The following is a 20546-nucleotide window of genomic DNA, read 5'->3' as shown; positions in this document are numbered from 1 at the left end:
GTCGACGATAAGTAAGGATCATCCCATGGATGTCGCAGCTCGTGTCAGCTCGAAGGGCCAGATCACGATTCCCCAAGCCGTGCGTGAGGCGCTCACCATCCACGAGGGCGACCAGGTCATCCTCAGGGTGGAGGGACAGCGGGCGATCCTGGCGCGCAGCCCCGACCTGATCCAGCTGGCCGGCTCGGTGAGCGTGCCCGCGGCGAAGCGCGGTACGCCGTGGGATGACGTGGTGCGCGAAACCCGGAGGGCCAGGGCCGCCGCCCGGCGATGACGGCCTTTCTCGACACGAACATACTCGTCCGGCATTTCACCGGCGATCCTCCGGAACAGGCGAAAAGGGCAACTCGATACCTCGATCAGGCGGACAACCTGCTGCTGCCGGACCTGATCCTCGCCGAGGTCGCGTGTGTATTGGAGTCGTGCTACGAGGCGCCTCGGACTCAGGTTGCTGAGGCGCTCCGGTCCATCCTCGCCTTCCGCGCGATTCGTGTGGTTGACGGCCCGCTGCTCCTGCGCGCGGTGGAGCTCTACGAGGTGCACGGGCTCGACTACGCCGACGCTTATCTGGTAGCCAGCGCGGAGCGGACGGGCGTCGGGGTGGTGGCCTCGTTCGACTGTGCGATCGACCGCATAGGAACAGTCCGACGCGGGGAGCCCTCGTAGGGCGCTCGGCGGAAGGATGGACCCCTATCGCCGTCCAAATCGATCACCAAGGCGCCTGCCACTTGGGCACGATCTCCGCCATGTGCATTCCTTCACATGGATTCGCCGCAATCCCGTATGATGTGCCGTCCTTCCGCGGAACCACGTTGAACCGAACAGGACTGTCTTGAACGACCTCGTCATCCAGACCGATGCCTTGACGAAGCGTTACGGTCACATCCTGGCGGTGGACCAGCTTTCGCTGGAAGTGCCTCGCGGGCGCATCTTCGGTCTCCTCGGGCCGAATGGATCGGGAAAGACCACCACCATTGGCATGCTGCTGGGCCTGGTGCGTCCGACCTCGGGCAGCTTCAGCCTGCTGGGCTCAGGGACGAGCCATGCCGAGGCCCTGCATCGCGTGGGCGCCATCGTCGAGCAGCCGTACTTCTATCCCTATCTCTCCGGACGCCGCAACCTGGCCTATTTCCAGGGCATCTCCGGACGCGGCTCGCCCAAGGAGCTGGACGATCTGCTCGAGCAAGTCGGACTGGCGGATCGCGCGGGCGACCGGTTCCAGACCTACTCGCTGGGCATGAAGCAGCGCCTGGGCCTGGCCTACACCCTGCTCGGCAACCCCGAGCTGTTGATCCTGGACGAGCCGACCAACGGCATGGATCCGGCGGGCATGGCCGAAGTGCGTGAGCTGATTCGCAGCCTGGGGAGCGCCGACCGCACGGTGCTGCTCTCCAGCCACCTGCTCAACGAGGTGGAGCAGATCTGCGACAGCGTGGCCATCTTGTCCAAGGGCAAGGTGATCACCCAGGGCGCGGTCGGCGACCTGCTGCACCCGCAGGAGCAAGTCCGCCTGCGGACCTCCGACGACGCGAAGGCGGTCGAGGTTCTCGCGGCGCTGGATTGGGTGGAGGACGTGCGGATCGAGGGCGAGGCGCTGATCGTGACGGCGCCACACGACCGCACGTCGGAGTTGAGCGAGACGCTGGGCCGGGCGGGGGTCTATATCTCCGAGATCACGCCGCTGCAAATGTCGCTGGAGCAGTATTTCCTCGAAGTCACCGGCGATGTCGCGGGTGAGATCCAATGATCGGGCACGTCCTCAGGCTCACGCGCTGGGAGTGGTTCAAGCTGCACCGCCGCCGGATGCCGTGGATTCTGCTGATCATCGGCGTGGCCATTTCGCAGCTCATCTTCTGGAGCACCTACGCCTTCGCGCAGAGCGGAGGACCCGCCAGCCAATCGAGCGTTTCGTTCGACGCCACCGATACGGCTGGGGAAACCGTCGAGATTGAGTTCACCTGCGCTGATATCGACGACATGCGCGATGGCGAACTCCCGCTGGACATCGAGCGATTCTCTCAGGAGGAACAGCAGAACATCGCGAGGACCCTGCAGCAATTCGCCGAGAGCTGTGAGTCCGTCAACGAGGACTCCAACGACATCCGGCAAGCCCTGTTTCTTCCGAACAGCCTCACGTTTGCCTTGGGCAGCTCGCTGGCCTTCTTCGGCGTCATCCTCATGATGATTCTGGCGGCGTCGACAACAGGGACCGAATACGGCTGGGGGACCCTGCGCGCCGTCCTGGTGAAGGGGGTCGGAAGGTGGCAGCTGCTTGCAGCCAAGACACTGGTGATCATGCTCGCGAGCGCCGGCCTGAGTGCCGCCGTTCTGGCAACCGTCGGCGTTGCCAGCGTGGTCGCGACCCTCACGCTGGAAGGCGGCGAGCTGGCTGGGGCCGGGGAATGGTCCGACTTTGCCATCGCGTTCGGCAAGCTCATCTATACCTATTTGCCGTATGTGGCGTTGGCCGTGCTGATGTCGGTGTTGACTTCATCGTCGGGAATGGGCATTGCGATCGGCGTCGGCTACTACGTCATTGAGTCAATCGTCGTCGGCATCCTGGTCAACTTCGATTGGTTCGAGGGAATCTCCAACTTCGTCCTCGGGCGCGTGACCAGCGGTTGGTTGGAACTCGGCGACTTCTCGTTTGGCGCGGGAGGCGTTGGCGAAATGCCCGATCCTCTGCCCGCCGCGATGGTGATGCTGGGATATATCGTCATCCTCGGCGGCCTCGCCTTCATACTGTTCCAGCGCAAGGACGTCGCCGGCGCCAAGGGCGGGTAGCGGCCCCGCGGCAATCCGGGCGCACCTCGCGGAAATCGCGCCCCTTCAGATGTCCCTGGAGTAGTATTTCCTCGAAGTCGCCGGCGATGACGAGGGCGAGGCCGAATGATCGGACACGTCCTCACCCTCACCCGGTGGGAGTGGTTCAAGCTGCACCGCCGGCGCATGCCGTGGATTCTGCTGCTCATCGCCATCGCCATCGCGCAATTGGTCTTTTGGAGCACCTATGCGTTCGTCCAAAGCGGAGGGCCTGCCAATCAAACTAGCCGGGTGTTTGCGCCAACGGATACCGCAGGGAAAAGCGTCACGTTTGATCTCACGTGCGGAGAAATCGGAGACATGCGAGAGGGCGATCTCCCCGTAGATCTGGAGCGTTTTTCGCCGGAGGAACGCGAGAGAATCGCCAGGGACTTGCTGGATTTCGCCGAGGATTGTGAATCGGTCGTCGGCCAATCCGATTCGATCCGGCAATCAATGTTCCCGCCCCACAGCCTCAGGGTGTCGTTGCACAGCACGCTCGCGTTCTTCGGGGTCATCCTCATGATGATCCTGGCGGCGTCGATTCCGGGGACCGAATATGGCTGGGGGACCTTGCGCACCGTCTTGGTGCGGGGCGTCGGCCGCTGGCAGCTACTGGCGTCAAAGACGCTCGTGATTGGGCTCGTGAGCGTCGGTCTGAGCGCCTTCGTTTTGTCCGTCGTCGGCGTTGGCAGCGTGATTGCGTCACTCACGCTCGAGGGCGGCGAGCTTGTCGGTTACGGGGAGTGGTCGGACCTTGCCGCCTCGTTTGGCAAGCTCACCTATGTCTACATGCCGTATGTGGCCTTGGCTGTGCTGATGTCGGTGTTGACGGCATCATCGGGAATGGGCATCGCGATCAGCGTGGGCTACTACGTCATTGAGCAGATCGTCGTTGGGATCCTTGCGAGTTTCGACTGGTTCGAGCCCATCTCCACCTTTGTGCTAGGCCGCGCGGCCAGCGGATGGATGGATGTCGACGAGTTTTCATTTGGACCGGGCGGAATTGGCGCGTTGCCCGACGATTTGCCCGCCGCGATGGTGATGCTGGCATACACCGTCATCTTCGGCGGGCTCGCCTTCTGGCTGTTCCAGCGCAAGGACGTCGCCGGCGCCAAGGGCGGGTAGCAGAACCCGGGCCGACTCGCAGCCAGGCCGCTCTAGAGTGTTCCCTGTCCTGTCATTCCGAACGCAGTGAGGAATCTAAGGACACTGCGCCTTCTCCCTTGCCCCTTAGATTTCTCGCTCCGCTCGAAGTGACACCGGTGGCCCAGGTGGAGTCTCCACACGCAGTGAGGAATCCAACGACGCCGCGCCCGTTTAGGGCCCTCTAGATTTCTCGCTTCGCTCGAAATGACATGAATTGGGCTCGCAATGACACCTGGGTGGCCTGAAGGCGGCCGCGGCGCGATTACCCAGCGAACTCGAACGCCGGGCGTCCCTGCACGCCGGGCCGTGCGCGGAACAGGCCGCCCGCTTGCGGCTCGCGCTCGAGCGCCTCGGCGTCGAGCCCCCGCGCTCCGCTGGTGATGTAGAGATCGCGCAGATCGGGTCCACCGAAGGCGCAGCTGGTGACCTGCGTGACGGGCAGCGCGATCTCCCGGTCCAACCGTCCCTCCGGGTCGAATCGCCGCACACGGCTGCTGCCCCAGAACGCCACCCAGAGATAGCCCTCGGCGTCCAGCGTCATGCCGTCCGGGGTGCCCCAGGACTCCGGCACGTCGATGAGCGGGCGGCGATTGGCGATATCGCCGGTGGCGGCGTCGTAGTCGAAGACATCCACGCTCCCCGCGAACGAGTCGATGAAGTACATGCGCCGCTCGTCGTCGGTCCAGTCCAGCCCGTTGGACACCCAGAGCTCACCGACCATGGGATGGAGCGACAGGTCGGTGTCCAGCCGGTGAAGCACGCCGATCGGGGCGTCGTGGGTCATGCGCGTCGTGCCGGCCCAGAACCGGCCCTGCGGGTCGCACTTGCCGTCGTTCATGCGGTTTTCGGGCAGGTCCGCCTCGACCGGCACCACCAACTCGAACCCGCCGTCACGATCGACGGAGGCGAAACCGTTGGTCACCGCGGCCATGTAGCCACCGGACGCGCGGCGCACCACGGCGCCGGGATACTGCGGGACCTCGATTTCCCGATTGACGCCGGTTGCAGGATCGAACTCGTAAATGCGCTTGCCCTCGATGTCGACCCAGACCAGGAGGCCCGTGGAGGCGTCCCACACCGGCCCCTCGCCGACGATGGCGTGCGCGTCGGCCACCAGCTCGACCGAAGTCGATTCACTCATCGCTCACCTCCTGTGGCTGCGGGCCGCTCCTGCGACCCTGCCTCACCCATCGTCGCGTCGCGAATCGTCGGGCTCGGACTCCGTCGTTTCGCCCAATGGCCCGCCAAACCGATCCTGCGCCATTCGATGTCCGACCAAGGCCAGGGTAACCGGCGCCAAGACCATCAGCGGGAGCACAAAGGCCAGGCTCACGCCGATAGCCGCGGCGGCGACCAGCACGAACGCGGCGGAGGACGCGACGCGACCCAGGGCCATCGCAAACGCACCCAGAAACGCCTGTGGCGGCGATACGTCGGCGCGAATGAGCAGGGGAAAGAGATAGGCCTGCGCGCCGACCCAGACGAGCGTCAGGTACAGCGCCACGAATGCCAGCGCCTGCAGGGCGAGTTGCCCCGAGTTCAAGTAGAAGTAGAAGCCGAAAACCAGGGCATAGAGCGGCACGAGGTCGGCGAACAGCACCAGCCACCCGCGCGGCCAATGGCGCCGCAGGGCGTGCCAGAAGTCGACGAAGCCAATCTCGTCGCCCTGCACGAAGCGCGCCGCTGACTGGACCAGTGCCAGTGTCGCGGGCCCCGCCGACAGGCACGCCGCGCCCGTGGCGCCAAGCAGCGCGAGGGCCAGGATCAGCGGTGCTTGCGGGGAGTCAAATCCGCTCGCGGCCTGCTGGACGGCAAGCGCAACTGGAATGCCAACGGCCGGAAGCAACGGCAGCGCGGCGAGAAACCACAGGATATTCAGACGCAACCCGAGCGTGCCGAAGTTCCGGACCACCTGCATGACCGCCCACCCCGCGTACCCGAAGACCCGGCCCACCGTCAGGCCGCCGCCAGACCCAGCTCTCGGGACAGGTGTGTCCATCGCTCGTGGCCGTCGGCCGTGATCAGATAGGTGTCCTCGACCGCAAACGCCCCGTGCTCGGCGTCGTGGTAGAGCGTCTCGAGGTTTATGACCATGTTCGGTTCCAGCGCCTGGGTGTTGCCGTGGATCAGCGCCGGGCTTTCGTGGTGCTCCACGCCGATGCCGTGCCCCACGTGCTCCAACCGCGCGTGGGGCAGCGACTGTTGCAGGCCGTCCACGGTGGCCGCGTAGATCTCTCCCGCGCTCACGCCCGGCCGCAAGAGCGCCTCGCCTTGGGTCTGGCCGTGCATCACGGCCGCGTAGAGCCGCTCTTGCACGGCGCTCGGCGTGCCCCACACATGGGACCGCGCGTTGTCGGCGTGGTAGCCGTGCACGAGCGCGCCCAGGTCGAAGCGGATCAGGTCGCCCTCGGCGAGCCGGCGGCTTCCGGGAACCTTATGCGTGATGACGGTTTCCGGGCCGAACCCAAGCACGAAGTTCTTGATGCCCTCCGCGCCCTGCCGCCCAACGCTGGCTCGAAACGTAGCCGCCAACTCGGCCTCACTGACCCCGGTGTGGGCAGCCGCCAGCATGTCGGCGGAGGCGGTATCCAAGACTCCTGCCGCCGCGCGCAGGTGGCCAAGCTCGTCGGCGGTCTTGATGGCGCGAATGCGCCGGATCAGCTCGCCGCAGTCGCGCACCGTGCAGTCGGCGCAGGCCGCCGCCACCTCGTCCATGATCCACTTGGGGATCACCTTCTCTTCCACGCCCACCGTTCGCGCGTCGGTGCGATCGGCGAGCGCCGTGCGAAGCGCCCGCCGCCAGCCGCCGGCCTCGGCGCGGCTGCCCGGGACGGCGTGCTCCGCGTAAACCACGACGTCTTCGATCCAACTCGTCCTGACGAACGCCTGGTAGTTCCAGCGCGGAATGATGGCGACCGGATCGATCGCGGCATCGGCAAAGAACAGGCAGATGGCGGGGCGGTCGATGAACGAAAACGAGTTGACCTGCGTGAAGTCCGAGAAGTAGAGGAAGTTGTTGGGCTGCGTCAGGACCAAGATGTCGACGCCCTCCCGACCCATCAACTCCAGGGCACGAGCGTGGTTCAGCAGCACGGGATCGTCCCTCGCGCCTACGGTTCGTTTTCCGTCGGGGGACTAGCCCCAGATCTGTTCGAAAACACGGGCGGCGTTACCTCCGAGGATGCCCCGAATCTCGTCCTCCGCATAGCCAAGCTTCCGCAGACCCTCGGGAATTGCCGGAAACTCCGCGTGCGTGTGAAGCCCTTCCACGTACTCCGTCTCCAGCACGTAGCGCCCGACCATGTCGGGGTACATGCGCTTGGTGGCGTTTTCCCACTTCACCTTCGATTGCGGCGTGATGTCCGAGCCGATGGCCGCGTGCTCCGGGCCGACCAGCTCACAGACGTAGTCGATGTGGCGGAAGAAGTCTTCCAGGTCCAGGCTGTCCTTTTTTTCCTGGTGGCAGAACGGGGCATACGACGCCAGGCCGACGACGCCGCCCGTGGCGGCCGTGGCGCGAATCTGGTCGTCGGTCAGGTTGCGCGGGTTGGGAGTGACGGCGTGGGCGTTGGAGTGCGTGAACATCACGGGACCGTCGTAGCGTTCGATGGCGTCGAGCGACGTTCGGACGCCCGCGTGGGACAGATCGAGCACGATCCCCGCGCGCCGCAGCTCGCGAACCATGCGGATGCCCAGCAGCGTCAGGCCGTCGTCGCGCGGCTCGAGGCAGCCGGCGCCCAGCTGGTTGACTTCGTTGTAGGTGAGGGCGGCGACGCGCAGGCCCAGTCGATGGAAGATTGGGACGAACTGGGTGTTGTGACGGAAGACGTCCAGCCCCTGGAAGCCAAGGATCAGCCCCAGCTTTCCGGAAGCGTGCGCCTCGCCGATGTCCGCCGTCCGCTCGATGAGCATGAGCTTGTGGCCCATCTGATCGCAGAGATTGAAGGCGTCGAAGAAGTCGTCGAGCAGGTGCTCAATGTCCCGCGCGTAGAGCGCCAACGTGACGTGAATGACGTTCACGCCGCCGTGCCTGACGTGGTCGCCGTAGGCCGCGGGCGTCTTGCTCGGAGGGATGACCGAGCCGAGGTTGCCGCCGAGCAGGTCGATCACCGGAGCGTCGCTCAGCACAGGCGGCAGGGGCGTGTCAGGGGACATGGCAGTGCTCCTCGCTTCGCTCCGCCAAGCATGGCAGACGCGGGCAACTGGCGTGGGCGCCATGCGCACGTGCCGCATAATCGCCCATGGCAACAACCGACGGACCTATCGACCCGGCGACCTATGGCGAGCGGTGGGCCGAGATCTACGACGACATCCACAGGGACGCCAATCCGTCCGAAATTGCGTTTCTGGCGGACCTCGCGTGTGGAGGCCGTGCGCTCGAGTTGGGCATCGGGACCGGTCGCTTCGCGCTGCCGCTGGCGGCCGAGGGCGTGGCCGTCGAGGGCATCGACCTGTCGGAGTCCATGGTGGCGAAGCTTCGTGCCAAGCCAGGCGGCGCGGACATTCCTGTGACGATGGGCGACTTCGCCGACGTCGGTCGCCCGGGTCCGTTCGACCTCATCTTCGTAGTCTTCAACACGTTCTACGTGTTGCTGGAGCAGGCGGACCAGGTGCGCTGCTTCGGCAACGTGGCAAAACGCCTCAAACCGGATGGTGCGCTCGTGATCGAGGCCTTCGTGCCGAACCTGGCGCGGTTTCAACGCAACCGATCGCTCAGCGTCGGAGAGGTCGGCCTCGATCAGGTCCGTCTGGATGCCGCCAGCCACGACCCAGTGGCCCAGCGCGTCACTAGCCAAATGATCTTCTTGTCGGACGGATCAATCGACATGCGACCCACTCAGATCCGGTACGCCTGGCCGTCGGAGCTCGACCTAATGGCGCAACTCGCCGGGCTGCGCTTGCACGCGCGCTGGGCGAACTGGAGCCGGTCGCCGTTCGACGCCTCCAGCACCAACCACGTCTCGGTCTACGTCCACGACGACTCGCGCGCGTAGCGCCAAGCCGTCCGGCCCGACAGCCTAGACCGGAAGCGCCCCCGGCAACTCAAACGTCGTGGTCGTCGGCAGGAACTGGGCGCCGGCGCTCGATTGGTGCACCAGGTCGATCACCTCGAGGATGTGCAGCGCCTGGCGGGCGGAGAGTTGCACCTCGGCATCGTCCGCGATGCAGTCCACCAGGTGCGTGATCGCGCCCGCGCGGTCCACGACGTCCCAGCCGTCGTTCGGCTCGCCCACGGCCTCCCAACGGCTTTCACGGCCGCCGGTGACGGTGCGGTAGAGCTCGATGTTGTCGACGCCCGTGCCGCCGTTCACCGCGAGAACCCCGGCGTCGCCGTAGTACTCGGTGTGCGGCCCGCGGAAGTTCGCCGGCAGGTATCCCGAATAGACCGTGCCGAAGCGATCCTCGCCCCAGTCAAGCAGCATCACCACGTTGTCCGGGGCCGTGGTGGCGAACCGCTGCCCCTTGGCCGGACCGCTCCCAGAGACTCGCTCGGGCACGGCGATGCCGGCGAGCGCGCCCACGCGCTTGATCGGGCCCAAGAGCCGCGTGGGCGGAATGAGCTGATAGGGCGTCAGGTCAAAGAGCGGGCCGCCCTCGCCGGCCTGGTACATCCACGTTTGATCGGTAGGAGGAGTATCGATCCGGGCCAGGTTGGGCCCAATTCGCTGCCACTCGGTTTCCCGGTCGGCAGGATTGGCGGTCATGTGCGTCCGCACCGCGGCCACCCGGCCGATGGCGCCTCTGGCAATGAGGGCCTCGGCGCGCCGCGCCACGGGCTCGAACGCCATGGCCGGCGCCGCCGCCAGCTTGAGCCCCCGCGCTTCCGCCAGCTCCACGATCTCGGTCGCCTGCTCGAACGTCGCCGCAATGGGCTTTTCAATGCCCAGATGCCGGCCGGCTTCAAGTACCTGCTTGGCGTGCTCGTAGTGCTGGCTGTGTTTGGTCAACACCAGCACGGCCTCGACGTCCGTCGACGCGAGCATCTCACCCAAGTCGGTGAACGCGGCCCTGGCGCCCCACTTATCGGCGGCGGCCTGCGCCCGGCCCGGCACCACGTCGCAGAGCGCCGTCAGCTCGGCGCGATCACCATGCGTGACGATGGCTTCCAGGTAGAACAGCTCGGCCACCGTCCCAATGCCCACGACGCCGACGCTGACCTTGCGCGCCACGGTGCGACTCCTCGGATATGCACGCTGCACGGCGAGCCCGCATTATATGGGGCCACAGTTTCAGTCTCGGGGCAGTTCGCTCGCGGCTAGTTGGCACCCGGCGTATACTCGCGCCGTCTGCAGAGGGGCTTGATCCCGGGCTCAGCGGCGAGCTTTGGTGATCGTGGGTGTGCACCATGATCCGCAATGCAGTCGCTCGACAACCTGGCGCCGGCGCGGCACCGGCAGCCGGCCGGGGGGCGTTGCGCCGCTGGCCATCCCATCTCGAAATCATCATCCGGGGTCTAATTCTTCTCGCCCTCGCCGTCGTCGTGCTGTATCCCATTTTCTGGCTGGTCACCAACTCGATTCGGCCCAACGGGGAGATCTTCAAGCATCCGGCCGAGTGGCTGCCGCCAACGCCAACCCTCGAGGCCTACGGCAAAGTCTTCGGAAAGGGCCTTTGGCTTCGAATATTTCTGAATAGCTATTTCGTGGCCGGCGCTACCACTCTGCTCGCCATCACACTGGGAGCGCTCGCCGCCTACGGCATTTCGCGCTTTGCCTTTCGCGGCAAGCGACTGCTGGAGTTTTTCGTGGTGGGCACGCAGCAGATCCCGCCGGTGGCCATGATCATCCCGTTCTTCGCGCTGGTGCGGCAGTTCGGGCTCTACGACACCCACCTGGCGCTGATCATCACCTACGCCGCGTTTGCCCTGCCGCTGGCCATCCTCATGTTGACGACCTATTTCGCCACCATTCCGATCGAGCTGGAAGAGTCCGCATTCATCGACGGCGCTGGCCGGCTGCGCATGCTCTGGACGATCATGCGCCCCCTGGCATTGCCGGGAATCGTGGCGACCGGGGTCTTTGCCTTCATTCTCTCGTTCCAGGATCTGCTGTTTGCCGTGCAGCTGACGGTGTCCGATGACATGCGCACCATTCCACTGGGCATCGTCACGCTCATCGGACAGCAAAACGTGGACTGGCATCAGATGCTGGCGGCATCCGTGATCGCCAGCATTCCGCTGCTCGTGCTCTACGCCCTGGCGCAGCGATACCTGGTGTCGGGACTGACCCTCGGGGCTGTCAAGCAGTAGCCGTGCACATGAGGAGGTGGCGTATCGGGAAACGCTGATCGACTGCGGTGCTCGGCTCCGCGGGCCGAGCGCCCGAAACCACGTTGGACAGGAGGTGTGTATGAGTCCACGCAAATTCAGCCGGCGATCGTTGCTTGCTGCAGGCTTTGGCGTGACGGTAAGTGTCGCGGCGGCGTCGGTGCTCGCGGCCTGCGGCGAGGACGAGGCCGAGCCCGAAGCCATGGCCGAGACCGCCATGGACAGCGGCGAGCGGGAAACGGTCACGATCGAATACCTGAACTGGGCGTTCTCCGAGGTCGGAGAGGGCCCGGCCGCAGAGATCTTGGACGCCTTCCACGCGGCCATGCCCCACATCCATGTGGAGCCCCAGAACCTTGGCTTTTCACAGGCCCAGGACAAGATGATCACCCTGCACGCCGCCGGAGCCCTGCCGGACGCCATCCAAATCGGCTTCTGGCAGATCGGTGACTTCTGGGACCAGGGCATGATTCGCGAAGTCGAGAGCATGGCCAACGCGGCGAACTTCGACTGGTCGGACTACGCCGAGCCGCTCAAGAACCGGATCGGGAACGAGATCGTCGTCGTCCCGATGTCCACGATCACCGGGCTCACCCACTACAACGAGGGCACGTTCGAGGCCGCCGGCGTGGACGGGCCACCGGACAACTGGGACGAGCACATCGAGATCGGCAAGCAGATCACGAACCCGGACGCCGGCCAGTACGGCATCTCGCACGCCTGGAGCCTGGAAAATCCGCAGGTCTACAGCCACCTGTACCCGCAGATCTGGCAGGCGGGCGGAGAGGTTGAGAACGACGACGACCTCACCTTCGAGGCCAATACCTCGGAAGGCCTGGCGGCGCTGAGCTACGTGCTCGACATGGAGCTCAAGGAAGGCATGGTCGCCCCCGGAAGCCTCAATGGCACCGAGCAAACGCTGATCGAGAACTTCGGCTCAGGCTTGAGCGGCATGTTCTACGACAACTCCGCGCACTTCAACGGCTATCTGGAGCGCGAAGATCTCAGTTTCTTCGTTGGTCCGCCGCTGGAGGGTCCGGCCGAGCGGGCCGGCTTCACCTTCGGCTGGCGCAACAGCATCGCCGACCGCACGGAGCACCCGCAGGAAACCTTCGATTTCCTGGCATGGATCGCCGGCGTCGAGGGCAATTCGCTGCTCGCGGGGCTCGGCAACCAGGTTCCGGCGAACAAGAACGCGACGCCCACCTACTCGGAAGGCAAGATGAGCGGTCTTGTGAGCGAGGCGGTCAAGTGGGCCACGTTCGAGGGCGCCCGGGGCTCCGAGGGCCTGGGCGATGAGCGCCTGATCTTGGTCGGGCACATCCACGACGCCATCAACGGGACCGCCTCCTATCAGGAGGTCCTGGACCGCACCGAGACGGAATGGAACGAATCGGTAAGCGGCTAGGCCGTCCGCTCGCTGTCATAGCGAGTGTGGCTCTTGGGGGCGCGGGCTTCAGCCTGCGCCCCCCAAGAGAGCCACGCGCGAGAGCGCTTAGGACTTAGCCTTCGCAATGGCCGACTCGGTAGCCCCTCCAACGTCGCGCGCATCGAGCGGCGCGGGCTCAAAGCGTCGCGGGTCATGGCGGCGGGCGCTGCTTCCCTATGCGTTCGTCGCCCCGGCAGTGCTCGTGATGGCGGCCCTGATGGTGTTTCCCATGGGCCGCATGATTCACATGAGCTTGTTTCAAGACTTGTTTTCGCGCGTCGGGGAACGGTTCGTCGGTTTCGAGAACTACGCCGATCTGTTTCAGAAAGAGCTCTTTTGGGTCGCGCTCGCGAACTCGATCATCTTCGTAGTCGCCAGCCTGATCATTCATCAGATCGTGGGCGGCGGCCTGGCACTGCTGCTCACGTCACGCATGCGCGGGTCGCTGCGGACGTTCTTTCGGGCCATATTCATCACACCCTGGCTCATCATCCCCGCGGTCGTCGCCATCACCTGGGTGCTGCTGCTCGACCATCGCGGCGGATTCAACAGCATGCTGCGGAGCCTCGGCATCGTGGAGTGCTGCCCGCCGCCGGAGTGGTTTGGCGACTTCAAGCTGGCCATGCCGGCGCTGATCGCCACCAACGGTTGGGGCGGCTATCCGCTGACGATGATCATGTGGCTGGCCGGCTTGCAGAGCATTCCCAAGGACCACTACGAAGCGGCCTCGGTTGACGGCGCGGGGCGCTGGCGGCGCTTTCGTCACATCACGCTGCCGGCCATGGGGCCCACGATCCTCACGATCCTGCTGCTGGACACGATCTATACGTTCCGCAATTGGGACCTGCCGTTCCTGACGACCGGCGGCGGCCCCGGCGACACGACGATGGTGCTGCCGCTGCTGACCTATCGCGAGGCGTTTATCGGCTTCAACTTCGGCATCTCGGCCGCGTCGGCCGTGATGATCCTGCTGATCACCGCGTTCTTCGTCTTCTGGTTCCTGCGGATACGCGGGCGGCTGTTGGAAGGCTGACCGCCGAGCCCACCTTGCAAGAGTCTGATGAAGAACCCGGGCTAGCCCCCAATCCGTTCGCCCTGAGCTAGTCGAAGGGGCTGTCGAACGAATTGGGGTCTATGGATGCCATGGGGCCTTTCTCGTTCAGTAACCCCTAGGGCATGTTGCGCAGGTCCGCCGCCTTGAATCCGGGCGAGTTGGCCAACGCACGTCGGCGCTCCTCGATCTCGAGCACGCCGGGGCAGCGCTCCAGGATTTCGGCGCAATGTTCCGGCGGCAGCACGGCGACCCCATTCACGTCGGCATGGATGATGTCGCCGGTGCGCACGAGGGTGCCGCTGATCGTGACGTCCAGCCCCGCCTGCACGATCTCGGGCGTGCCGTGCGCGGCCACCAGGCCCGACGCGAAGTAGCGAAAGCCGAGCTCATGCACGGTTTCGAAATCGCGCACGCCGCCGTCGGTCACCAGGCCAATGGCGCCCAAAGCCAGCGAAATCGTGACCATCACGTCGCCGCAGTGGGCCGAGCGGTAGCGGTCGGGCCCCACGTCCTTGAGCACGAGCACCGCCGGCTTGGGTGACTTCTCGACCAGCTCGAACCACTGGGGGAAGCCGTCGCCTTTCTGCGGCGAGCCAGGCACGGTGCTGCGGCCCGTCGCGGTGACGGCGTAGCCCACCATGCGTCCCAGGTCCGGATACATGCAGCGAACGTCCCAGCCCATGTAGCCGTCGACCGGGTCGCGCACCTCCATCTCTTCGATCGCGTTGCAGATGGTCGGGGTGTCGTACTCCAGCAAGCCGTCGAGGATCGCCGGGTCCAGCTCGGTCATGGCTTCGCTCGAATCGTGGTGCGAGTGCGGTGAATCCCCGAACCTACGCACGGTGGCGCCGACGCGCAAGTACGGCGCTTGGCAGTTCCATGCCGTAGTTCTGATACGCTCCCGGCCCGCCGCCGGAGCTGGAGGCCGCGCCATGAAATACGAACGCCTGCGACCAGAAGAGATCGAGGCCATCCGCGCCAAGGTGCCCGTGGCGGTGCTCCCTTGGGGCGCCCTGGAATGGCACGGCTATCACGCGGCGATCGGCCTCGACGGGCTGAAGGCCGCCGCCTTCGCCGACGCCGTGGCCGACCGCATCGGCGCCATCTCGCTGCCGACGCTGTATTGCGGACACGGGACGATGAAACCTCAAGCCGGCTTCGGTCACACCATTGAGATTTCGGCCGGGACGCTCGAGTCATTGGCGCACGAGTACGTGGCGCAGCTGGCCGAGGAGGGTTTCGCGGTGGTGGTCATCATTTCCGGCCACGGCAATCCCGACCACCTGGCGGCGCTGGAGCGCGGCGCGCGACCGGCCGCGGAGGCCGCCGGAATCGCGCTCTGGATCCTGCCCGACAACGCGGCGATCGACGACGAGGAATATCCCCTCGACCACGCAGCGAAATGGGAAACCAGCGTGCTGTGGCACGTGGACCCGGACCTCGTGGACTTGACCAAGGTCCGGTCCGATCTGGAGCTGGAGGCACAGGGCATCCTCGGCTTGAATCCAGTTGGGACGGCCTCACGCGAGATGGGCGCGGCGGCGTTCGACGAGATCGTCGCCACCATCGCGGACGGCACGCTCAAGCTGCTGGGGGAACGATCAGGAGCCTAGTAGCTGTCGCGGCTCGACGACGAGTGGCTAGGTGCGGCTATTGCTAGCCGATGGTGAAGGCGTAGAGCTTGGCGTTTTGCAGGTAGAACTTGAGGCGGATGTTGCGTCCCTTCAACTCGTCCAGCGAGCGCTTGTCGTGCCAGGTCACTCGGTGGCTGATCGAGTCGCCGTCGAACAGGGCGCACTCATGGCGGGAGTATCCCCGGTGCTGGGTGCCGCTTTCGTCGAGGACCGCGACGCCGACGAGGCCGCCGCGCGCGGCGGCGTTGATCGTCAGCGGACCACCCGCGCATCGGAACGCCTTGGTGACCAGCGTGCCGGTGTCGTCGCCGGCGTCGACCGAGACGAAGCCGTCCATCCGCAGCTTGGCCAGGCAGATCGGCCCGCTGCGACCAGTGACGCCGTGCTCCGTCGCGCTGGGCGAGTAGTAGAACCACAGCTCGTCGTCCACCGCCACGGGAGCGCGGGCCACAAAAATCTCGCCGGCGTCGATGCTTCCGGGCGGGCCGTTTGGGATGAACGGCTGCCGATCGCCGGCCCGCTCCCAGCTGACGCCGTCCCGACTCGAGGCGAGCTGGACGTCGATGGCGCCGAAATTGCGGAAATTGCGCTCGATGGGCTCTTCGGGCCGGGTGTGAAAGACGTACAGCAGGCCAAGGTAGTAGCCCGAATATCGAAACACCGGCATGCCGTAGAACTCCACCGCGGGCGGGTCATGCTCGTCCGGCGCGAGGACGTCTTCGGGGTCACTCCAGTTCACGAAGTCGTCGCTCACGCAGCGCCCGATGCGGCGGGTCATGTTGCCTTCGCGCATCGTGGGTCGGGCATACGCCACGTAGCAGCCGTGCAGGTCATCCCAGCCAAAGAGCGTGTGGCTGTCGCTGGACCTGGTGATCACGGGGTTGCCCGGGTGCTTGGTCCACCGCAGCCCGTCTGGCGAAAATGCCACGGAGACGCCCTGGTCGATGTGGAGCGAGCCCAGCGCCGCACAGTCTTGATCCTCGAAGAACAGCGACTTGTAGCGCCGGTCGGGGTCCGGGTCGCGGGTGTCCTCGATCACATTGGCGAAAGCCGCGTTCGCAATCACGACGTTGTTATCGGTGGCGCCGTCGAACTCGACCAGGCCGAGGTTGGGCCGCTCCCAGTGGATGCCGTCGTGCGAGGTGGCGTAGCAGATGCTGTATTGGAGGTTCCGCATGTCGAAGTCGAGGTCCTCCAGGTGGGTGCCCGTCAGGTCCAGGCCCATGCGGGCGACGCCCATGCCGCCCATGCCCTGGTACCACATCCGGAAACCGCCGTCCGGGTCGCGCCAGACTGTGCCAAAAAGCTCCAGCCGGCCTTCCCACGGATAGAGCGGAATCATGACGGGATTGCCGACGTATTTCTCGGGCTGATTGAGGCTCCGCGTGACGCCGACGGCCTCGTCAATGACGAGATCGTCGATGAAGAGCTGCTTCTGGCTGCCGAACTCCAACGGTTGCGTCATCGGCCCGTCCTCGTATTTAGTGCCTCGCCTCCATTCTCCCAAGTCGAGCGCCCCGCGGAATCGCGAGGTGTCGATCGCATCGGCACCGACCGGGCCAATCGATCGCTTGGCCTATTCCTGGACGGCGTCCGGCTGCAGGAACTGCAGGTCGCAGAGACGTCGGTACAGGTCGCAGCGCGCGTATAGCTCGTCATGGCGGCCGGTATCCAGCACGCGGCCCTCGTCGAGCACCACGATTGAATCCGCGCGGCGCACGGTGGCGAGCCGGTGGGCGATGACCATGGTCGTGCGGCCCGCGGCTGCGCGCTCGAGTGCCTCCTGCACCAGACGCTCGGACTCCGCATCGAGCGATGATGTGGCCTCGTCGAGGATGAGAATGCGAGGGTCATCGAGAATCGCTCGCGCAATCGCCACCCGTTGGATCTGCCCGCCGGAAAGGCGCAAGCCACGCTCGCCGATGTGCGTGTCGTAGCCATCCTCGGTGGCGGTGATGAAGTCGTGCGCGTTGGCGATTGTCGCGGCCTCGATCATTCGTTCGCCTCCGAGGTCGTCACGCCCAAGCCGGATGTTTTGCTCGATCGAACCGTCGAAGAGCACGGTGTCCTGGAACACCACGCCAAGGCGCGCCCGGACCGCGGCAGCATCGACGCCAGAAATGTCGGTTCCATCGACACGGATGCAGCCGCTAGTCGGCTCGTAGAACCGGAGTAAGAGGCTGGTGAGCGACGTCTTCCCCGCCCCGCTCGGACCGACCAGCGCAACGGTTTCTCCGGGGTTGGCGCGAAAGCTCACGTCGCGCAGTACCGGATCGCTATCCGGGTAGGCGAATGACACACGCTCGAAGCGAATCTCTCCGCGTTCACCCACAGGCTGGGTGGTCGTCGCGGGTGGCGCTGGCCCGGGACCGGAGTCGAGGAACGCGAACACGCGGCGAGCGGCGCCGGCCGCCATCTGCATGCGGGAGTAATCGGAGACGGCGTTGCCTACCGGTGCACCGAGTTGAAGCATGTACTGGCCGGCCGCCACGAGCATTCCCAGTTGCACCGCCCCATCCACCACGGCGCCGGCGAGAACGGCCCAGATGGCGATGTAGATCAGCCAGTACACGACATTTGGCGCCCATCGCAGGCTATTGAACAGCGACAGATGGACTTGTGCCCGCCAGAGCCCATCCGCCTCAGTGCCGACACGCTCGCCCGCCCAGGTTTGGCGGTTCGCAGCCTTGATGTCGCGCACACCCCCGGCCATGTCGGTGAGCACGGCCGACAGCCGCCCGACAGCATCCTGGACGCGTCCGCTGGCTGACCGCGTGGTGCCGCGAAGCTTCGTCGCCATCAGCGCATGCAGTGGCAGCGAACTGAGCGCAATCACGCCCAGGCGCCAGTCGATGGCAAAGAGGATTGCCAGATACGCCGGCAGACGGAACGCTTGGGCGAACACCAGCGAGACGAAATCCAAAAAGACACCGGCGATCACGGTGGCGTCGGAGCTCAGGTGTGCGGCGATGTCGCCAGTCCGGCGGGCGCGGACTTCGCTGAGCGGCATCCGCTGGGCGTGCCGTAGAACGTCAGAGCGAAGCCTGAGCATCGCGCCCTGGGCCGCGCGCTCGTGGAACCAGTGGCCGACCGTCGCATCGATGGCCGTCACGATGCCCACGGCGCCGATCGCGATCAGCACCGGCACCAGCAAATCACGATTCCCTTGCCCAAACACGTCGTCGATGATGAGGTGCAACAGCCATGGGCGAACGATCCAGATCACCGAGTTGCCGAGCGTCGCCCCAATGGCCACCGAGTAATCCCAGCCGCTGGGCCGCATGTAGGCCCACAAGCGTCGCACCAGTGCCCGATCCGAGAGCTCCGGCGTCGCGCGAGGTGCAACCTGGTCGGCTGGCAACGCAGTGCTCATGGCGCGGCCGCCGGCTGCACCATCTGCAGATCGCAGAGGTCGCGGTACAGCTCACACCGTCCGTAGAGCTCGTCATGTCGACCACGGTCAATGACACGACCGGCGTCGAGCACGACGATCTCGTTAGCCCGCCGGACTGTTGCCAGCCGGTGGGCAATCACGATCGTGGTGCGCCCGCCCATGCTTGCCGACATCGCGGCCATCACGTCGCGTTCAGCCTCGGCGTCGAGCGAGGAGGTTGCCTCGTCGAGCACGAGGATCTTGGGGTCGGGCGCGATGGCGCGCGCGATGGCGATCCGTTGCACCTGGCCGCCCGACAAGCCGAGCCCGCGTTCGCCAAGAGTGGTCTCGTAGCCCCCCGGCAGCTCCTCGATAAATTCCGCGGCGCGCGCGATGCGTGCCGATTCCTCGATGCGCGCCGGGTCAATGTCATCGCGACCGAAGCTGATGTTTTCACCGATCGATCCGGTAAACAGCGCCGGGTCCTGGAACACGACGCCGACGTGGCGCCGCACCTGCGTTGGACCGGTTTCCGAGATGTCGCGACCGTCAATGGCGATGGAGCCTTCGTGGGGACGGACGAAGCCAAGCAGGGCGTTGACGGCCGTCGACTTGCCGGCGCCCGTGGGGCCAACGAGGGCAGTCAGCTTCCCGGCAGGCACCGTGAAGGACACGCCCTGAAGCACGTTTGGGCCGGACGCGAAGGCCACGCTGACGTTACGAAACTCAATCTCGCCGCGCGGCACGGACAGCTCTGATGAGGCTTGGTCCGCGGCCGGCTCACCCGATGTATCGATGAAGCCAAACAGCCGCCCGGCTGCGCCAACGGCGTTCTGAAGTTCTACATACGCGATGGTGAGTGGGAACACCGAAAAGTCCAGCCAGGCAAAGTAGCCAACCATGGCAAGGGCGAAGCCGATGGTGACCGTGCCCTGAAAAATGCCGTCGGCCAGCACGGCGAAGATTCCCGCGTGAATCAACCAAAACACGGCATTGAGGGCGTAGGACCAGCCGCGGACGGTCCCCTGATAGACGCCCGCCCGCAACATCGCACGTAGGCCCAGACGTAAGCGCTGGAGGGACCAGGCCTCCGCATTGAATGCCCGGAGATCCCGTGTGCCGGCGACGAGTTCCGTGGCGAGGCCGCCGAGGTGGCCGGTTGCGTCCTGCATGCGGCGGCTTGCCCGGGCTTGGTGCCGCCGGTTCAGCCAGGGCACGAGCATGTAGACGGGAACGATCGCCGCCGCCGCGACCCCAAATCGCCAGTCGAAGACGGCAATTACCGCGACTACGATGACGAGCTGTATTGCCGACGCGATTCCTTGACCGTATGACTCTTGGTATGCGGTCAGGACGGCCTCGGCGTCCGACGTGAAATGCGTAACGACCTCGCCCCGACGGTGCCGCCGGAAATACGTCAGCGGCAGGCGAAACAAGTGCCGCATCAGGTGCGCCCGCAGCACATTGACGGCGCGCGCGCCCGCGCGCGTGAACAGATAGCGGCTGAGAACGGATAGAGCCGCCGTCAACACCGCCAGAATCCCCAGGGCCGCCAGCACCGGCGGCAGCAACTCCAGCTTGCCGGCAATCGCCACGTCGTCGACGAGCGCCTTGGTGAGCAACGGGACCGGAACCTCGGCGCTCACCGCGAGCAAGGAGGCGACGATGGCGCCGACCTGTGCCCGCCAGTGCGGCCGCAGATAGGCGGCCAGGCGGCGGACGGTCGTGGCGGTACTGGGGAGTGGGGCTTCCATGTGAGTCGCTCAGGCCGCCAGGGCGGTCAAGCAAGACCGCACCAAAAGTCTGCGTCGGCCGTTTTCGCGGCGTGCCCGACACGG

General features: G+C 65.6%; 19 protein-coding genes. 10 read left to right on the top strand and 9 right to left on the bottom strand.

What is annotated here, in order from left to right:
- The first annotated feature begins 25 nt into the window (after positions 1-25).
- The 5 genes from OXG79_05375 to OXG79_05355 all read left to right on the top strand — a co-directional run bounded on the left by OXG79_05375 (position 26) and on the right by OXG79_05355 (position 3930).
- Positions 26-274, top strand: a complete 249-nt coding sequence (locus OXG79_05375; protein MCY3783200.1) for an AbrB/MazE/SpoVT family DNA-binding domain-containing protein — start codon at positions 26-28, stop codon at positions 272-274.
- Positions 271-666, top strand: a complete 396-nt coding sequence (locus OXG79_05370; GenBank protein ID MCY3783199.1) for a type II toxin-antitoxin system VapC family toxin — start codon at positions 271-273, stop codon at positions 664-666. The genes OXG79_05375 and OXG79_05370 overlap by 4 nt, the downstream gene beginning before the upstream one ends.
- A gap of 166 nt (positions 667-832) precedes the next feature.
- The gene (locus OXG79_05365) at positions 833-1747 is read left to right on the top strand and encodes an ATP-binding cassette domain-containing protein (GenBank protein MCY3783198.1); all 915 of its coding nucleotides are present in this window, start codon (positions 833-835) and stop codon (positions 1745-1747) included.
- Positions 1744-2784 carry an ABC transporter permease subunit gene (locus tag OXG79_05360; GenBank protein ID MCY3783197.1) on the top strand — a complete coding sequence of 347 codons (1041 nt, stop codon included), beginning with the start codon at positions 1744-1746 and terminating at the stop codon, positions 2782-2784. The genes OXG79_05365 and OXG79_05360 overlap by 4 nt, the downstream gene beginning before the upstream one ends.
- Positions 2785-2889: 105 nt before the next feature.
- The gene (locus OXG79_05355; GenBank protein ID MCY3783196.1) at positions 2890-3930 is read left to right on the top strand and encodes an ABC transporter permease subunit; all 1041 of its coding nucleotides are present in this window, start codon (positions 2890-2892) and stop codon (positions 3928-3930) included.
- Positions 3931-4213: 283 nt separating this feature from the next.
- On the opposite strand, the gene OXG79_05350 is transcribed toward OXG79_05355, so the two are convergent.
- The 4 genes from OXG79_05350 to OXG79_05335 are packed head-to-tail and all read right to left on the bottom strand — an operon-like array spanning position 4214 to position 8106.
- Positions 4214-5092, bottom strand: a complete 879-nt coding sequence (locus tag OXG79_05350; protein ID MCY3783195.1) for an SMP-30/gluconolactonase/LRE family protein — start codon at positions 5090-5092, stop codon at positions 4214-4216.
- Between the two features lie 42 nt (positions 5093-5134).
- A complete protein-coding gene (locus OXG79_05345; GenBank protein ID MCY3783194.1) occupies positions 5135-5869 on the bottom strand; it encodes a hypothetical protein in 735 nt (244 codons plus the stop codon).
- A 38-nt stretch (positions 5870-5907) separates the two neighbouring features.
- Positions 5908-7044: a Xaa-Pro peptidase family protein gene (locus OXG79_05340; GenBank protein ID MCY3783193.1), complete on the bottom strand. Its 1137-nt coding sequence runs from the start codon at positions 7042-7044 to the stop codon at positions 5908-5910.
- A gap of 42 nt (positions 7045-7086) precedes the next feature.
- A complete protein-coding gene (locus OXG79_05335; GenBank protein MCY3783192.1) occupies positions 7087-8106 on the bottom strand; it encodes a membrane dipeptidase in 1020 nt (339 codons plus the stop codon).
- Between the two features lie 86 nt (positions 8107-8192).
- Between OXG79_05335 and OXG79_05330 the strand changes: the two genes are divergently transcribed.
- Complete coding sequence (locus tag OXG79_05330) at positions 8193-8945, top strand: class I SAM-dependent methyltransferase (protein MCY3783191.1); 753 nt, start codon at positions 8193-8195, stop codon at positions 8943-8945.
- A gap of 24 nt (positions 8946-8969) precedes the next feature.
- On the opposite strand, the gene OXG79_05325 is transcribed toward OXG79_05330, so the two are convergent.
- A complete protein-coding gene (locus OXG79_05325) occupies positions 8970-10121 on the bottom strand; it encodes a Gfo/Idh/MocA family oxidoreductase (GenBank protein ID MCY3783190.1) in 1152 nt (383 codons plus the stop codon).
- A gap of 176 nt (positions 10122-10297) precedes the next feature.
- Between OXG79_05325 and OXG79_05320 the strand changes: the two genes are divergently transcribed.
- From OXG79_05320 to OXG79_05310, 3 genes are all read left to right on the top strand, one after another.
- The gene (locus OXG79_05320) at positions 10298-11200 is read left to right on the top strand and encodes a carbohydrate ABC transporter permease (protein ID MCY3783189.1); all 903 of its coding nucleotides are present in this window, start codon (positions 10298-10300) and stop codon (positions 11198-11200) included.
- Positions 11201-11351: 151 nt separating this feature from the next.
- Positions 11352-12626 carry an extracellular solute-binding protein gene (locus OXG79_05315; protein ID MCY3783188.1) on the top strand — a complete coding sequence of 425 codons (1275 nt, stop codon included), beginning with the start codon at positions 11352-11354 and terminating at the stop codon, positions 12624-12626.
- Positions 12627-12732: 106 nt separating this feature from the next.
- Entirely contained in the window at positions 12733-13680 is a 948-nt protein-coding gene (locus OXG79_05310) for a sugar ABC transporter permease (protein MCY3783187.1), read from the top strand.
- 136 nt (positions 13681-13816) lie between these two features.
- Here OXG79_05310 and OXG79_05305 read toward each other — a convergent pair whose 3' ends face one another.
- The gene (locus OXG79_05305; GenBank protein MCY3783186.1) at positions 13817-14491 is read right to left on the bottom strand and encodes an RraA family protein; all 675 of its coding nucleotides are present in this window, start codon (positions 14489-14491) and stop codon (positions 13817-13819) included.
- A 142-nt stretch (positions 14492-14633) separates the two neighbouring features.
- On the opposite strand from OXG79_05305, the gene OXG79_05300 reads away from it, so the two are divergent.
- Positions 14634-15314 (top strand): creatininase family protein, encoded by a 681-nt coding sequence (locus tag OXG79_05300; GenBank protein MCY3783185.1) that lies wholly within the window; start codon positions 14634-14636, stop codon positions 15312-15314.
- Between the two features lie 43 nt (positions 15315-15357).
- Here OXG79_05300 and OXG79_05295 read toward each other — a convergent pair whose 3' ends face one another.
- From OXG79_05295 to OXG79_05285, 3 genes are all read right to left on the bottom strand, one after another.
- Positions 15358-16800, bottom strand: a complete 1443-nt coding sequence (locus OXG79_05295) for a hypothetical protein (GenBank protein MCY3783184.1) — start codon at positions 16798-16800, stop codon at positions 15358-15360.
- 111 nt (positions 16801-16911) lie between these two features.
- Positions 16912-18708 carry an ABC transporter ATP-binding protein gene (locus OXG79_05290; protein ID MCY3783183.1) on the bottom strand — a complete coding sequence of 599 codons (1797 nt, stop codon included), beginning with the start codon at positions 18706-18708 and terminating at the stop codon, positions 16912-16914.
- The gene (locus OXG79_05285; GenBank protein MCY3783182.1) at positions 18705-20462 is read right to left on the bottom strand and encodes an ABC transporter ATP-binding protein; all 1758 of its coding nucleotides are present in this window, start codon (positions 20460-20462) and stop codon (positions 18705-18707) included. The genes OXG79_05290 and OXG79_05285 overlap by 4 nt, the downstream gene beginning before the upstream one ends.
- Between the last annotated feature and the right edge of the window lie 84 nt (positions 20463-20546).

The organism is Chloroflexota bacterium (assembly GCA_026706485.1).
In the GTDB taxonomy this organism is placed as follows: Bacteria; Chloroflexota; UBA11872; order UBA11872; family UBA11872; genus JAJECS01.
Note: the sequence above shows the minus strand (reverse complement) of the source record. Positions and strands in the feature narration are given on the sequence as shown.

Excerpts from the sequence above, each read along its gene's own strand:
- OXG79_05375 (MCY3783200.1), top strand. The coding sequence starts at position 26 with ATGGATGTCGCAGCTCGTGTCAGCTCGAAGGGCCAGATCACGATTCCC.
- OXG79_05370 (MCY3783199.1), top strand. The coding sequence starts at position 271 with ATGACGGCCTTTCTCGACACGAACATACTCGTCCGGCATTTCACCGGC.
- OXG79_05360 (MCY3783197.1), top strand. The coding sequence starts at position 1,744 with ATGATCGGGCACGTCCTCAGGCTCACGCGCTGGGAGTGGTTCAAGCTG.
- OXG79_05355 (MCY3783196.1), top strand. The coding sequence starts at position 2,890 with ATGATCGGACACGTCCTCACCCTCACCCGGTGGGAGTGGTTCAAGCTG.
- OXG79_05350 (MCY3783195.1), bottom strand. The coding sequence starts at position 5,092 with ATGAGTGAATCGACTTCGGTCGAGCTGGTGGCCGACGCGCACGCCATC.
- OXG79_05345 (MCY3783194.1), bottom strand. The coding sequence starts at position 5,869 with ATGCAGGTGGTCCGGAACTTCGGCACGCTCGGGTTGCGTCTGAATATC.
- OXG79_05335 (MCY3783192.1), bottom strand. The coding sequence starts at position 8,106 with ATGTCCCCTGACACGCCCCTGCCGCCTGTGCTGAGCGACGCTCCGGTG.
- OXG79_05330 (MCY3783191.1), top strand. The coding sequence starts at position 8,193 with ATGGCAACAACCGACGGACCTATCGACCCGGCGACCTATGGCGAGCGG.
- OXG79_05320 (MCY3783189.1), top strand. The coding sequence starts at position 10,298 with ATGATCCGCAATGCAGTCGCTCGACAACCTGGCGCCGGCGCGGCACCG.
- OXG79_05310 (MCY3783187.1), top strand. The coding sequence starts at position 12,733 with ATGGCCGACTCGGTAGCCCCTCCAACGTCGCGCGCATCGAGCGGCGCG.
- OXG79_05305 (MCY3783186.1), bottom strand. The coding sequence starts at position 14,491 with ATGACCGAGCTGGACCCGGCGATCCTCGACGGCTTGCTGGAGTACGAC.
- OXG79_05300 (MCY3783185.1), top strand. The coding sequence starts at position 14,634 with ATGAAATACGAACGCCTGCGACCAGAAGAGATCGAGGCCATCCGCGCC.
- OXG79_05295 (MCY3783184.1), bottom strand. The coding sequence starts at position 16,800 with ATGACGCAACCGTTGGAGTTCGGCAGCCAGAAGCAGCTCTTCATCGAC.
- OXG79_05290 (MCY3783183.1), bottom strand. The coding sequence starts at position 18,708 with ATGAGCACTGCGTTGCCAGCCGACCAGGTTGCACCTCGCGCGACGCCG.
- OXG79_05285 (MCY3783182.1), bottom strand. The coding sequence starts at position 20,462 with ATGGAAGCCCCACTCCCCAGTACCGCCACGACCGTCCGCCGCCTGGCC.